General features: G+C 59.8%; 12 protein-coding genes. 6 read left to right on the plus strand and 6 right to left on the minus strand.

Features of this window, described 5'->3' with window-relative positions; genetic code table 11:
- Positions 1-105: 105 nt before the first annotated feature.
- Positions 106-513, minus strand: a complete 408-nt coding sequence (locus FN828_RS14185) for a group III truncated hemoglobin (protein WP_142494133.1) — start codon at positions 511-513, stop codon at positions 106-108.
- Between the two features lie 561 nt (positions 514-1,074).
- Here FN828_RS14185 and ileS point away from each other — a divergent pair.
- Together ileS and FN828_RS14195 are read left to right on the plus strand one after the other, a co-directional pair.
- Positions 1,075-3,978, plus strand: a complete 2,904-nt coding sequence (ileS, locus tag FN828_RS14190; RefSeq protein WP_142494134.1) for an isoleucine--tRNA ligase — start codon at positions 1,075-1,077, stop codon at positions 3,976-3,978.
- Positions 3,979-4,087: 109 nt separating this feature from the next.
- A complete protein-coding gene (locus tag FN828_RS14195) occupies positions 4,088-4,552 on the plus strand; it encodes a methylated-DNA--[protein]-cysteine S-methyltransferase (protein ID WP_142494135.1) in 465 nt (154 codons plus the stop codon).
- 122 nt (positions 4,553-4,674) lie between these two features.
- On the opposite strand, the gene FN828_RS14200 is transcribed toward FN828_RS14195, so the two are convergent.
- The 4 genes from FN828_RS14200 to fsa form a co-directional block, all read right to left on the minus strand.
- The gene (locus FN828_RS14200; RefSeq protein ID WP_268987213.1) at positions 4,675-5,373 is read right to left on the minus strand and encodes a CDP-alcohol phosphatidyltransferase family protein; all 699 of its coding nucleotides are present in this window, start codon (positions 5,371-5,373) and stop codon (positions 4,675-4,677) included.
- 24 nt (positions 5,374-5,397) lie between these two features.
- Positions 5,398-6,318, minus strand: a complete 921-nt coding sequence (locus FN828_RS14205; protein ID WP_142494136.1) for a tyrosine recombinase XerC — start codon at positions 6,316-6,318, stop codon at positions 5,398-5,400.
- Complete coding sequence (locus FN828_RS14210; RefSeq protein ID WP_142494137.1) at positions 6,315-7,022, minus strand: DUF484 family protein; 708 nt, start codon at positions 7,020-7,022, stop codon at positions 6,315-6,317. Before FN828_RS14210 ends, FN828_RS14205 begins: the two co-directional genes overlap by 4 nt.
- 93 nt (positions 7,023-7,115) lie before the next feature.
- On the minus strand, positions 7,116-7,769 hold the full coding sequence (gene fsa, locus FN828_RS14215; RefSeq protein WP_142494138.1) for a fructose-6-phosphate aldolase: 654 nt from the start codon (positions 7,767-7,769) through the stop codon (positions 7,116-7,118).
- An 87-nt stretch (positions 7,770-7,856) separates the two neighbouring features.
- Between fsa and FN828_RS14220 the strand changes: the two genes are divergently transcribed.
- A complete protein-coding gene (locus FN828_RS14220) occupies positions 7,857-10,052 on the plus strand; it encodes a primosomal protein N' (protein ID WP_142494139.1) in 2,196 nt (731 codons plus the stop codon).
- Positions 10,053-10,056: 4 nt separating this feature from the next.
- On the opposite strand, the gene FN828_RS14225 is transcribed toward FN828_RS14220, so the two are convergent.
- Entirely contained in the window at positions 10,057-11,121 is a 1,065-nt protein-coding gene (locus FN828_RS14225) for a YeeE/YedE family protein (protein ID WP_142494140.1), read from the minus strand.
- A 185-nt stretch (positions 11,122-11,306) separates the two neighbouring features.
- Here FN828_RS14225 and FN828_RS14230 point away from each other — a divergent pair, with 185 nt between their 5' ends.
- Genes FN828_RS14230 through FN828_RS14240 form a run of 3 tightly spaced genes read left to right on the plus strand, consistent with a single transcriptional unit; the run spans position 11,307 to position 14,836 of the window.
- Complete coding sequence (locus FN828_RS14230; protein ID WP_142494141.1) at positions 11,307-12,539, plus strand: MFS transporter; 1,233 nt, start codon at positions 11,307-11,309, stop codon at positions 12,537-12,539.
- Positions 12,540-12,542: 3 nt separating this feature from the next.
- Positions 12,543-13,910: an MATE family efflux transporter gene (locus FN828_RS14235; protein ID WP_142494142.1), complete on the plus strand. Its 1,368-nt coding sequence runs from the start codon at positions 12,543-12,545 to the stop codon at positions 13,908-13,910.
- Positions 13,911-13,969: 59 nt separating this feature from the next.
- Positions 13,970-14,836, plus strand: coding sequence for a 50S ribosomal protein L11 methyltransferase (locus FN828_RS14240; protein ID WP_142494143.1), 867 nt, complete (start codon positions 13,970-13,972; stop codon positions 14,834-14,836).
- The last annotated feature ends 32 nt before the right edge of the window (positions 14,837-14,868 follow it).

The following is a 14,868-nucleotide window of genomic DNA, read 5'->3' on the forward strand; positions in this document are numbered from 1 at the left end:
GGCTTTGCCCCCGGCCGCCTGCGGCGACCGCCCCCAGAGTATTTGAGATCAGAAAGAAGCGGATTGGTTTCTTTTTGATCTCTGCGGCTTTGCGACGCTATCGGGTCAGAACAGGCGTGGAATACCGTCTTTGCCGTGGGTTTTTTCCACAACGCCCGCGCGTAATGATCGCCCGATGCGATGGGCCAGTTCGGACCATGCTGCCGCCTGTTCAGGGCGCAATTCCAGCCGCAGGGTCAAATCAAACAGGCCGAGCCAAGGATCGAACATGCCGGGGCGCACATTCCTGGCTTGCCGGTGAACCTCTAGCGGGTTGCCGTCATAGCTGCGTTCGTACAGGATTGCATTGGCCCAGAACCGGATGATTTTTTCCTCGTGTTTGGGCCAGTCGGTGATATGCGCGGCAAAGACCGGGCCTAATCCCGGATGATCCCGCACCATCGCATAGAAGGCATGAACCACGCGGGCGATGTCATCACGCGTAACGTCGAACTTCGGGGGCAGGGCGGTCATGGTGGCTCCGGTCTGTGATGTGGTTCATCTAAGGGTAGGGGCAGCGTAAGGCAATGTTTTCCCGATAAGAATAACTGTGTCTTAATTCCGACTAAATAACTCAACATATTGAAATGTCGTAATAAATTGACGGGATGTCAGGGGCGCGCTATGTTGTCCCTAACACGCGAATCGCAGTTTTCCACCACGGAACGCGCAAGCCAGATACGCCACGCAGCCAGCCCTGTGCCAGCCACGCAGCCCAATCAAGCCAGCCATTCCGTTAGGGGATAACCGCGCATTCCCGTCTTGGGGTCGCGCCCGCGCCATCCAGCGTTTTGCCAGATGCAGCCAGCCTGTCGCCCCCGTTATTTTACGGATTTTTCTTTTATCTCGGCCCCTCGCAGCCGCTTTACCCTGCGCGTTGTGCGCCGTATAAGCCGCAGCATGACGCATATGATCGCGATCATTATTCGAATTACATGCCCGGCGCTCTGAGCATAAGAGCCGCCGGGACAAGGCGTATGGGTTTCCGCGCCGCCCCCATCCAGACTTCACACGACCATTCGAAGGACGCCACCGATGTGCGCCGACACCCCTGAATACAAAGACACGCTGAACCTGCCGCAAACCGATTTCCCGATGCGGGCGGGTCTGCCCAAACGTGAACCGGCTTGGCTGCAACGCTGGGCGGATATGGATATCTATGGCCGCCTGCGCGACAAGGCCAAAGATGGCAGCCGCCAGCCCTTTACCCTGCATGATGGCCCGCCCTATGCCAATGGCCACCTGCATATCGGCCACGCGCTGAACAAGACGATCAAGGATATGATCGTGCGGTCGCATCAGATGATGGGCTTCGATTCCCGCTATGTCCCCGGTTGGGACTGCCACGGTCTGCCGATTGAATGGAAGATCGAGGAACAGTACCGCGCCAAGGGCAAAAACAAGGACGAAGTGAACGTGGTGGATTTCCGCCGCGAATGCCGTGCCTTTGCCGAAAAATGGGTTGATATCCAGCGCGAGGAATTCAAACGTCTGGGCATCACCGGTAACTGGGACGATCCTTATCTGACGATGGATTACCACGCCGAGGCCGTGATCGCCGAAGAATTCATGAAGTTCCTGATGAACGGCACGCTGTATCAGGGATCGAAACCCGTGATGTGGTCGCCGGTGGAAAAAACCGCGCTGGCCGAGGCCGAGATTGAATACCACGATCATAAATCGCACACGATCTGGGTGCCGTTTGCTGTGGCCTCGGGGGCTGACACTTTGGCCGATGCCCGTGTCGTGATCTGGACCACGACACCGTGGACCATCCCATCGAACAAGGCCGTGGCCTTTAACCCGAAGATTGCTTATGGCCTGTACCGCGTGGACGCCACGCAGGATGAAAGCTGGACCAACCCCGGCGATCTGTATCTGTTCGCTGATGCCCTGGCCGAGGATGCGCTGACCAAATCCCGTGTGACTGAATTTACCCGTGTGCGTGATGTGGATGCGGCGGAATTTGACGGTATGATCCTCAAACACCCCTTCGCCGGTCTGGACGGGGCAAATGGCTTCTGGGATTACGACGTGCCGATGATCGACGGCGATCACGTCACCGACGATGCCGGGACCGGTTTCGTGCACACCGCGCCCAGCCACGGTGCTGACGACTATGAATGTTTCGTCAAGCGCAACTGGATCGACCGCATGACCCACAATGTTGGCGAGGAATCGGAATTCCTGCCGCATGTGCCGTTCTTTGCCGGGCTGAAAGTGCTGGATCACAAGGGCAAGGAAGGCAAGGCCAACACCGCCGTGATCGACAAGCTGGTCGAGGCGGGCGGTATCATCGCCCGTGGCCGTGTGACCCATAGCTATCCGCATTCGTGGCGGTCCAAAGCGCCGGTGATCTTCCGCAATACGCCGCAATGGTTTGCTGCCATCGACCGTCCGGCGGGCGGGGATGATACCTATGGCAAAACCATCCGCGAACGGGCGCTGACCTCGATTGACCAGTTGGTGAAATTCACCCCGCAATCCGGGCGCAACCGCCTGTATGCGATGATCGAAACCCGCCCCGATTGGGTGCTGTCGCGCCAACGGGCGTGGGGCGTGCCGCTGACCTGTTTCGTGAAAAAGGGCGCGCTGCCCACCGACGATGATTTCCTGCTGCGTGATGCTGCCGTGAACAAACGTATCTTTGACGCGTTTGAAACCGATGGCGCGGATGCTTGGTATGCGGACGGGGCCAAGGCCCGCTTTATCGGTGACGCGGCCAACCCGGACGATTACGAACAGGTGTTCGACGTGCTGGACGTGTGGTTCGACAGCGGTTCGACCCACGCCTTTGTTCTGCGCGACCGTGCCGATGGCACCGCGGACGGTTTCGCGGATGTCTATATGGAAGGCACCGACCAACACCGCGGCTGGTTCCATTCGTCCTTGCTTCAAGCTTGTGGCACCAAGGGCCGCGCACCCTATCGCAACGTGGTTACGCACGGGTTCACGCTGGACGAGAAGGGCAATAAAATGTCCAAGTCGTTGGGCAATACCATCGTCCCCGAAGAAGTGGTGAAGCAATACGGCGCGGACATCTTGCGCCTGTGGGTGGCCCAGACCGATTACAGCACCGATCAGCGGATCGGGCCGGAAATCCTGAAAGGCACGGCTGACAGCTATCGCCGTTTGCGGAATACCATGCGGTTCATGCTGGGGTCGCTGGCGCAGTTCGATGAATCGCAACGCGTGGCCCCCGCTGACATGCCCGAACTGGAACAATGGGTTCTGCACCGTCTGGCCGAATTGGATCATCGGGTGCGCAACGGTTATGCGACCTTTGATTTCCAGGGCGTGTTCAGCGCGGTGTTCAATTTTGCCACGGTGGATCTGTCGGCCTTCTATTTCGACATCCGCAAGGATGCGCTGTATTGCGATGGCGATACGTTGCGCGCCAATGCCGCCCGTACCGTGCTGGACATCCTGTTCCATCGCCTGACGACATGGCTGGCCCCGATCCTTGTCTTCACGATGGAGGAGGTTTGGCTGGAACGCTTCCCCGGCGATGACAGCAGCGTGCATTTGCAGGACATCCCCGAAACGCCTGCCGATTGGCTGAACGAACCGCTGGCCGCGAAATGGGCCAAGGTCCGTCAGGCCCGCCGCGTCGTGACCGCAGCGTTGGAAATCCAGCGCACGGACAAGGTGATCGGCGCATCGCTGGAAGCGGCCCCGGTGGTCCATGTCCGCGATGCCGATATGCTGGCCGCGCTGAAATCGGTGAACTTTGATGACATCTGCATCACCTCGGCCCTGACGCTGAGCGGCGATCCGCTTCCGTCCGAGGCCTTCCGTATGCCCGAAATCGAAGGCGTCGGCGTGGTGTTTGAAAAGGCAGAAGGTCAAAAATGCCAGCGGTGTTGGAAAATCCTGCCGGATGTTGGCACCCACAGCCATGCAGGCACCTGCAAACGCTGTGACGAAGCGCTGGGATAATCAACCCTATGCCATCATACATTCGGCCCCGCCTTGTGCGGGGCCGTTTGATTTTTAGCTGTCCGTTCAGTCTTGCGTCGTGCTGGCAACCTCTTGCACTATTGCAAACATGCACAGCCTGACCCTTGCCACCCCAACCGGGCCGATCACCCTGACCGAAAGCGATGGCACCATCATCGCTTGCCGATGGGAGCCGCCGCAGACCGCGACAAGCCAGCCGCCGACGCCGCTATTGCAAGACGCCGCCGACCAGATCACCGCCTATTTCAACGGAACGCTGCACGCCTTTGATCTGGCGTTAAACGTGCGTGGTACGGGCTTTCAACAGCAGGTCTGCGCCGCTATTGCCGCCATCCCGTTTGGCGAAACCCGCACCTATGGCGATCTGGCGCGGGATTTGGGCGTGTCCGCGCAGGCCGTGGGGCGGGGCTGTGGCGGCAATCCAATCCCTATTCTGATCCCGTGTCACAGGGTTCTGGGGGCCAATGGGTTGGGGGGCTTTTCCGGTCTTGGGGGCGTGGAAACCAAGGTTTGGCTGTTGCGCCACGAAGGCGGCGGTGGGCTTCTGATCTGACCGCTTTACCAAAGGGTAAGGTTAACGCGCCAGCCCGCCTTTCATCTTGCTAAAAATACTCAAATTCCGCCGCTTTCCCCAATGACCGGGGGGCGGTGGGGCGTTGTTTCATCCACTGCGGGTCAGTCGCGTTGTGGGATAACCTGCTGGGCGATCCCAACCAGCAACAAATAGATCGACGTCAGAACCAACCCCCAATGCGCCCAGCTTTCGGGGTGGAAATCCACCCAAGCCGCCCAGCCCGCGAAAAATGTCCATGCCAGCGCCACCGGCAAGGACAGCTTGCGCCAGCGTTCCGTGCGGACCGGGTGAATGAATTTCAGCGGCAGGAACATGCCCACGGCCAGCGCGGCAACCAACCCCAGAATGATCCAGAAATTCGGCTGCAAGGCGAACAGGACCAGCACCAGCATATTCCAGCAACCGGGAAACCCATGAAAGGAATTATCCTTTGTTTTCATGCGACTGTCGGCGAAATACATCGCGCTGGCAAAGGTGATAAGGATAATCGCAACCCAGCCGGTCCAGCCCGGCAACAGATCGGATTTGAACAACGCAAAGGCCGGGATGAACACATAAGTCAGATAGTCGATGATCAGGTCCAGCAACACCCCGTCAAACCGGGCGGCGTAATGTTTGACCTCGTATTTTCGGGCCAGTGGCCCGTCGATCCCGTCCACGGCAAAGGCCACAACCAGCCACAGGAACATCAGGCTCCATTTTTCCTCGACCGCGGCCAGCATCGCCAGCATGGCGAAAACCGCCCCTGTCGCGGTCAGCAGATGAACAGATAATGCTTTGGATTCATGTGTAAAAGTCAACGAATTCCCCTGTGGGTACAGTGCTTATGCCTTGGGATGGGTGTTTTCGTATACGTCCAAAAGCCGGTCCAAGTCCACCGCTGTATAGGTTTGTGTCGTCGACAGGGACGCGTGGCCCAGCAATTCCTGTATCGCCCGCAGATCACCCCCGGCATTCAACAGATGGGTGGCAAAGCTGTGCCGCATCGCATGGGGGGTGGCGCTGGCGGGCAGGCCCAGTTGCATCCGTGCCTTTTCCATAACCTGCTGAATTTGGCGGGGGTTCAAGGCCCCACCGCGTACCCCGCGAAACACGGGCTGATCAGGTTCCATCTGGTGCGGGCACAGGCTGACATAGCGATCCACCGCTTGCCGCGCCGCCCCGATGACGGGAACGATCCGTTCTTTGCCGCCTTTGCCCAGAATGCGCAGGCTGTCGCCCAGCGGTAAAACCCGGCCCTGTAATCCCAGAGCTTCGGAAATCCGCAGGCCGCAGCCATACAGCAGCGTGACCACGGCCAAATCCCGCGCTGCAACCCAATCCTTGCTGGCTTGCAATTCCACCGTTTCCAGCATCTTGCGGGCGGCATCAACGTCCAGCGGGCGCGGCAGCTTGCGGTGAAATTTCGGGCTGCGGGTGGACAGGACGGCAGAGGGATCAAAGCCCTGACGCTCGGCCAGCCAGCGAAAGAAGCTTTTGACCGAGGATAGTTTCCGCGCCATTGAGCGGGCCGCGATCCCATCGCCGCGGGTTTGTGCCATCCATGCCCGCATGTCGGACACGGTGACGCGCTCCAGCGCCTTCAATCCTTGTGGCTCGCCTTTATGAACCGTGATGAAACTCAGAAAATCCACCACATCCCGGCGATAGGCGTCCAGTGTGTTTTGGGATGATCCGCGCAGCGCACTTTGGCTTTCCAGCCACGATTGCAGGGCGTCCCGCGCGGCTGGTGAAATCAGGCTCATGCCAGCCAACGGCGCATGGTTCGTTCAAATACGCCTGCAAAAAACGACAGAAGGTCAGTGCCTTGCTGGGGGCTGAACTGGTGCGGGTCTTCCGATCCCATGACCAGCATTCCCGGCAATCGGTTCGGGCCGAAATCCAGCTTCAGGCAAGCTTCGGACCGGATAAAGCCCGCATCGTCGCCATAGACCCGTGTATTGCCCTCTTGGACTTGGCGCAATGTGACCTGCCGCACCGGCACATTGCGACCGGCTGTCAGGTAGTCGTCAATAAAGCCGGGGCCGGATATGGACAGCACCTTGCCCAGCCGTTGCAATACGGGGTCATCTTCGCTTTGGGCGGTTTCCAGCAGCAGCTTTACGCAATCCACCCGCAGCACCTCGGCCACGGGGCCGCCCAGATCGCGCAGGAAGGTTTCAAAGCTCAGCGGTTCCAGCATTCGCAGGATGGCACGATGCACCTGATTGGTGCCTGCCAGATTTTCATAGGCGGCGGCAATCACGCTGCGGTGGGTGTCTTCCAGCCGGTCCAGCCGGGTTTCCAGACGTTCCATCGCAATGCCGCGCAAATCCACGATATTGCTGCCCATTGCGCGTTCATTGGCGGCAACAAGGGCGCGCATCAAATCCGTGTCATCCAGAATGACATCGGGTTGCGCGATAATGCGTTCGCGCAAATTCGCGTCGATCAGGGGCTTGGTGCTCATTCGTGCCTCTTGGTCTTTACCGGGACAGTAGCAAATCCGCCCCGGTATTTCCTTATCTTTTTTAGAACAGGCAGAAGCCCGCCCGCCGTCCTTTTACAGGATCTTGATATTGGCGGCTTTGATGTCTGCCAGGAACGCGTCCAGCCCCTTGTCCGTCAGCGGATGGTTGACCATTGCCTTGATCACGGCGGGGGGGGCGGTCATCACATCGGCACCGATCCGGGCGCAATCCAGAACGTGATTCACCGACCGGATCGAGGCGGCCAGAATCTCGGTCGTGAACCCGTAATTGTCATAGACCACGCGGATGTCCTCGATCAGTTCCATGCCGTCCAGCGCGATGTCGTCCAGCCGTCCGATGAAGGGGCTGATAAAGGTCGCGCCCGCCTTGGCGGCCAGCAATGCCTGATTGGCGGAAAAACACAGGGTCACGTTGACCATTTTGCCTTCGTCCGTCAGCACCTTACAGGCCTTTAGACCGTCCCATGTCAGGGGGACTTTGACGGCGATATTTTCCGCGATTTCGGCCAGCTTACGGCCTTCGGCGATCATTTGATCAGCATCGGTGGCGGTGACTTCGGCGGATACGGGACCATCGACCAGATCACAGATTTCCTTGGTCACTTCCAGAATGTCGCGACCGGATTTTTTGATCAGTGACGGGTTGGTGGTTACGCCGTCCACCATGCCCAAGGCGTGCAGCTCGGCGATGGCGTCGATCTCGGCGGTATCAACGAAGAATTTCATGTCAGGGCCTCAAGTAGGGTTGGACTTTGCTATTGCAGGCTTTACCCCAGAAGGGATGATCCCGAAACCCTTTTCACCGGACGGAACGTGACGCAGGCGGAATTCTACAGCGAGGGCGAACTGGTGGGGGTGCTGACTGCGCAGCCCATCAATCGTGTGCTGGATTACAAAGCCCCCGAGGGCGGGTGTTGGGCCGGTGCCTTTGTCGAGGTGCCGCTGGGACCGCGCAAGGTGGTTGGCGTGGTCTGGGCGGGTGGCAAAGGGGATTATGACCGCAGCAAAATCCGCAGTATTATCCGCGTGTTGGATGTGGCCCCGATGCGAGAGGAAATGCAGATTTTCCTGCAACGCGCCGCCGATTACACGCTCACCCCGCTGTCTGCGATGCTGCGGCTGGCGTCCCGTGCGCCGGGGCTGGGCGATCCGCCGTCGATGCAGAAAGTCTATCGTTTGGGGGCGTCTGAACCGGATCGGATGACAGATGCCCGGACCCGTGTTCTGGCGGTGCTGGAGGATTATGGCGGGCTGGCCTTTACCCTGAAAGAACTGGCCGAAGCGGCAGGCGTGACGACGACCGTTGTCAAGGGATTGGTCAAGCAGGGCGCAGTGCTGGAAGAGGATCGCCCGCGCGATTTGCCCTTTGCCCATCTGGACCCGGCCTTTGGTGGCAAAACGCTGACCGGGGATCAGGAACAGGCGGCGCTGTCCTTGCGGGCGGCGATACAGTCGGGGCGCTATGGCACAACCTTGCTGCGCGGCGTCACCGGATCAGGCAAGACCGAGGTTTATCTGGAAGCTGTCGCTGAATGTTTGCGTCAGGGGCGGCAGGCCTTGGTTCTGCTGCCTGAAATCGCACTGACGGCGGAATTCCTGACCCGCGTGCAGGCGCGGTTCGGGGCGAAACCTGCGGAATGGCATTCTGGCGTCACAATGACCGAACGCCGCCGGATCTGGAAAATGGTCGGGCAGGGCGGGGCGCAAATGGTGATCGGGGCGCGGTCCGCGCTGTTTTTGCCGTTCCAGAACCTTGGTCTGGTGGTGGTCGATGAAGAACACGACACGTCCTATAAACAAGAAGATGGGGTATTGTATAACGCCCGCGATATGGCGGTTCTGCGGGCCAGCATTTGCGGGGCGCGGGTGGTTCTGGCGTCGGCCACGCCATCGCTGGAAAGCTGGACCAACGCCGAAGCGGGCAAATACGATAAGCTGACCCTGACCAGCCGGTTCGGCGAAGCGGTCATGCCTGATATGCGGGCAATTGATATGCGGGGGGAAAGCCTGCCCTCGGACCGCTGGATTTCCGGGGCCTTGCAGCGCGAGGTAAAAGCGCGGGTCGAACGTGGCGAACAGGCGTTGTTGTTCATCAATCGTCGTGGGTATGCCCCGATTACCCTGTGCCGTGCCTGTGGGCATCAGATCGCCTGTGATCATTGCGATGCGCGCATGGTTGAACATCGCTTTCAAAAACGGCTGGTGTGTCATCAATGCGGTGAATCTGCCCCGATCCCGGAAACCTGCCCCAATTGTGGGGCCGAAGGGCGGTTGGCCCCGGTCGGCCCCGGCGTTGAGCGCCTGACCGAGGAAGCGCAGGCGCTGTTTCCCGATGCGCGTGTGGTGACGCTGAGTTCCGATTTATACGGATCGGCCCGCGCCCTGAAGGCACAGATCGAAGACATCGCTGCGGGCGGGGCGGACATCATCATTGGCACGCAATTGGTGGCCAAGGGGCATAACTTTCCCTTGCTGACGCTGGTGGGGGTGATTGATGCTGATCTGGGCTTGCAAGGGTCCGATTTACGCGCGGCAGAACGGACGTTTCAATTGATGCGGCAGGTGGCCGGGCGGGCAGGGCGGTCTGAACGCAAGGGGCTGGCGCTGTTGCAGACCTATCAGCCGGAACATCCGGTCATCCGCGCTATTATCGCCGGGGATGAAGACGGGTTTTGGCGGGCCGAGGCCGAGGAGCGCCGCCATGCCGGTGTGCCGCCGTTTGGGCGGATGGCGGGGATCATCCTGTCCTCGCCCGATGTGCAGGATGTGTTTGATCTGGGTAATGACATGGCCCGCCGCGATGGGCCGCTACGGCAGGTCGGGGCGCAGATCTTTGGCCCGGCCCCCGCCCCGATTGCCCGGATACGCGGGCGGCATCGTGTGCGCCTGTTGGTCAAGGCGGATAAGGGCGCACCGCTACAGGCGGCGCTGACCCGCTGGCTGGCGCAATTCCGCCCCAGCAACCAAACCCGTATCAGTGTCGATATCGACCCGCAGACGTTTTATTGATGGCTTAGGCGGCTTTCGTTTTCAGGCCGCGTTGATCTAGCAAAATATCCGTGGCCATTGCGCCGACCCACATGCAGAACAGGGCCAGCCATGCGGTTCCGGCAAACACCGATCCGCCGGTCACGCCCGCCCCGATGGCACAGCCCCCGGCCAGCATCGCGCCAAACCCCATCAGCACCGCCCCGGTCATAGATCGGCGCATGTTGGATTCGTCGGAAAAGCCCTGAAACTTGAATTCACCCTTCAGGAAAGAGGATGTGAACGATCCGACCACGACCCCCGGCACCAAGCCGACCGAGAATTGCAGAACCTCGTTCCGGTCCAGAAAGAACATCAACGTATGGGCCGACGGGCCGGAAAAGGTGACGCTTTCGACCGTGACCGGATCAAAGGCGATCTGGCTCAGCGCGTAGGTGCTGACCCAGCCCACCGCCACGGCAAAGCCGACGCCCGCCCCAAAAATCAGGCGGCTGGCAGAAATCTGGTTTTTCCACGACAGCACCAGCGCCAGAATGGCGAAAACCACCCCAATCGCCAGCCCGCCCCATTGCGGCAGGCCGAAAAAGGCGACCAGATCCAGATTGCGCCCCCCGCTTGTCACCCACAGCGAGGCCAGCGTATTACGGAAATCGGACAGGATGCCGGACAGGCTCATTTGTGCCACCACCGCGAAAACCAGCCCCGACACCACGGACCGCAGGTTCCCTGTGGCGGCCAAAACCAGCAGGCGACCGGAACAGCCCCGCGCCAGAACCATGCCAACGCCAAAAATCAGCCCGCCGATGATGGCACCGGACCAGCTTCCGGGGATGGCCATTTGGCGGGCGTCGGCGCTGTTGAACAGGCCCAGCAATTGCGCCCCCTGTACCCAGACGACAGCGGTGGAAAAGGTCAGGAACCAAACGGCCACCTTGTCCCCCAACTGTCCACGGGCGAATTGTACGGTTGCGGCCCGCAGGCAGAATTGCGACCGCTGCGCCGAAACGCCAAAAATGATGCCGGTGATCAAACCCAGCACGGCGGCTGTGTGGTATTCACCCAGCCATTCAACAACTGAAAGAAGGTCCATCGCGCGTCTCCGTCCCTTGCTAATCTGGCGCATATGCCACGGACTGAATGTAAATGCCTTGATTCAGATCAGGTGATGACTGTGCCCCGCCTGTGTGGGCTGGTGCAACCGAAGTGCGCGCAGGCGCACACAGGGGATGGGGATTCTGCCTCGCCAAAGGATAGAAACGGGCGTAAAGAATTTTTATGATACGCGTGACCCCCTTGGATCAGGCCCGCCATTTGCCGGTCTGGCGCCGCCCCACCACATTGTTGTTTCTGATGGCTGCGGCCATGCCTGTGGCCTTTGCCACTTGGTCGGCGCTGCTGAATAATTTCGTGATCGAAGTGGCGAATTTCGATGGTTCGGACATCGGTTGGCTGCATACGGTGCGGGAAATTCCGGGCTTTTTCGCTATTGGGGTGATTGCCCTGATTATGGTGATCCGCGAACAAGTGCTGGGTCTGGTGTCGCTGATTTTGTTGGGGGTGGCCACGGCGATGACGGCGTGGTTCCCGTCCTTGGGCGGGATTTTGACGATTACGATGCTCAGCTCTATCGGGTTTCACTATTACGAAACGGTGAACCAGTCACTGCAACTGCAATGGCTGCCCAAGGATCGCGCGCCGCAAATTCTGGGCTGGTTGCTGGCGGCGGGGTCGGCGGCGACCTTGGTGGCCTATGGCCTGATCGTGCTAAGCTGGGATACCCTGGGGCTGACCTATAATACGGTTTATATGCTGGCGGGTGGTGTCACTGCGGTGATTGCGCTGTTTTGCTTACTGGCCTATCCGCAGTTCGAATCCCCCAATCCACAGGTCAAGAAATTCATCCTGCGCCGCCGGTACTGGCTGTATTACGCGCTGCAATTCATGGCGGGTGCGCGGCGGCAGATTTTCACGGTCTTTGCCGGGTTCATGATGGTCGAACGCTTCGGGTTCGAAGTGCATGAGGTCACGGGCCTATATCTGATCAATTTGGTGGCCAACATGGTGCTGGCCCCCGTCTTTGGGAAAATCGTCGCGCGGTTTGGCGAACGCCGGGCGCTGGCCTTTGAATATGTCGGGCTGGTGACGGTGTTCCTGTTGTATGGCGGGATCTACTGGTTCGGCTGGGGCGTTTTGCTGGCTTCGGCGCTATATGTGATCGACCATATGTTCTTTGCCTTGGCTTTGGCGTTGAAAACCTATTTCCAGAAAATCGCCGATCCGGGCGATATTGCCCCCACTGCTGCGGTTGCCTTTACCATCAACCATATTGCGGCGGTGTTCCTGCCCGCGTTGCTGGGCTATCTGTGGCTGGTGTCGCCGGGGGCGGTGTTTTTTCTGGCGGCGGGCATGGCGGGTATATCGCTGACGCTGGCCCTGATGATCCCGCGCCACCCAGAGCCGGGAAATGAAACCATATTTTCGCGCTTTGCCCCGGCACCGGCGGAATAAACCATGACAAACCGCGCGAAATTCACCACCGGGTCCACCATGCGGCATGTCGTGGTGATGACCCTGTCGGGGTCGTTGGGGCTTAGCTTCATGTTTCTGGTGGATTTTCTGGCCCTGTTCTGGGTCAGCCGCCTGAAGGACGAGGCGCTGATTGCCGCGATTGGATTTGCCGGGACATTGCAGTTTTTCGTCGTGTCGATTTCCATCGGGATGATGATTGGCGCGGTGGCGCTGGTCAGCCGGACGCTGGGCATGGGCAAGGTGCAGCGGGCGCGGCGCATTGCGACTTCGGCCATGATATACGGCATCGGGGCGCAGGTGGTGATCGCGGCGCTGGTCTATGTGTTCCGCTATCCGTTGCTGCGCCTGTCCGGGGCCGAGGGCGAGGTGCTGGAGGTCGCAGCATCTTTCCTGCAAATTTCACTGCCCTCCTTGCCGATGATTGCCGCGGGTATGATGGCTGGCGCGATTTTGCGGGCGCTGGGGGATGCGTTGCGGTCTATGCTGGTGACAAGTTCAGCCGGGTTGGTTGCCGTGGTGCTGGACCCGCTGTTCATCCTGTCTATGGGCTGGGGCGTCGAAGGGGCGGCGGCGGTGATCGTGATTTCCCGCGCGGCGATGACGGCGGTGGGGCTGTATTGGCTGCTGCGCACCCATAAAATGCTGACCCGCCCGGCGCTGCCGGATATGGCGCTGTATCTGAAGCCTTTTGCGGTGATTGCTGTCCCGGCGATTGCCACGCAGATTTCCACGCCATTCGGGAATTGGGTGCTGGTGCGGGCGATGGCCGAACACGGTGACAGCGCCGTGGCCGGGCTGGGTGTGGTGATGCGGCTGACGATCCTGTCCTTTGGTGGCATCTTTGCGCTGTCCGGGGCGATTGGCGGTATCATCGGGCAAAACGCCGGGGCTGGGCTAAAGGATCGTGTGTCCGGGGCCTATATGGATGCGATCAAATTCTGCGCGGTGTATACCGGGGTTGCTTGGGTCTTGTTGGCATTATTCGCGGATCAGGTTGCCAATGTTTTTGGCCTCAGCGGCGAAGGCGCGCAGATCGTGCATGTCTTTTCCATGTATGCGGCGGGCAGTTTCGTATTCACCGGGGCGCTGTTCGTGTCCAATACCGCGTTCAACAATCTGGGGCGTCCGTTGTGGGCGACCGTGGTAAACTGGACCCGCGATGGCCTGCTGATGGGGCCGCTTGCCTTTGTCATGGGCGCAGGGTTTGGCGCGGCTGGGGTTGTGATGGCGCAGGCCCTGGCGAATACCTTGGTTGGGCTGGTTGCGGGCTGGGTCGGTTGGCGCTTTGTCAAAGCGGGAAAAGGGATCGAACCCCGCCCCGGACACGGCCAAAAGCGTCCTGCCGCTTGACCGCGCGGGGGAAGGCGCTTAGGCGCTAGGGGCAACAGCCTTTAGCCTCGGAGAGCGCCATGCCCACCTTTACCGCCCTGACCACCCTTCCCGGAAAAGACCCTGCCGAGGCGCTGGGGCTGGCGATGGAAGATCTGATCCCCGAACCCACCGGCATTGGCGTGTTCGAGATCGAGGACGGTTCAGGCCTGTGGGAGGTCGGCGGATATTTCACCGAAGCACCCGATCAGGCCGGTCTGGCGCTGCTGGCCGTGGCCTATGGGGCGAAACCCTTTACCGTGTCGGAATTGCCGGAAACCGATTGGGTCGCCAAGGTAAAGCGCGAACTGACCCCGGTGTCGGCTGGTCGGTTCTTTGTCTATGGCAGCCATGACGCCGATAAAGTCCCCGAAGGGGCCGAAGCGCTGCTGATCGAAGCGGCAATGGCCTTTGGCACCGGACATCACGGCACCACGCAGGGATGTTTGCGTGCGCTGGACCGTCTGGCGAATAACGGCAAGGTTTGCAAAAACGTCATCGACGTGGGCTGTGGAACGGCGGTGCTGGCGATGGGCGCGGCCCGGATTTGGCCGAACCCGGTTCTGGCCAGTGATATTGACGAGGTCGCGGTTGACGTTGCCGAAGCCAATGTGCGGGTGAACGATCTGGAGGGCCGGGTAGTCTGTCTGGAAGCGGCCGGTTTTGAAAACCCCGAAATCAAGGCCAAGGCGCCGTTCGATCTGGTCTTTGCCAATATCCTGAAAGGACCGCTGATCGACCTTGCCCCGGATATGGCGGCCTATCTGACCGAAGGCGGCTATGCGATTCTGTCGGGGATTCTGAACGAACAGGCCGACGAAGTGATCGAGGTTTATGCACGGAATGGCATCAATCTTATCAATCGCGAAGAGATTGGTGAATGGACCACCCTGACCTTGCAGAAATGAAGTCATTTCAAGGCTGAATTGTAGCGAGATTG

Origin of the sequence: Thalassovita litoralis (assembly GCF_900182725.1) — a bacterium.
In the GTDB taxonomy this organism is placed as follows: Bacteria; Pseudomonadota; Alphaproteobacteria; order Rhodobacterales; family Rhodobacteraceae; genus Thalassobius; species Thalassobius litoralis.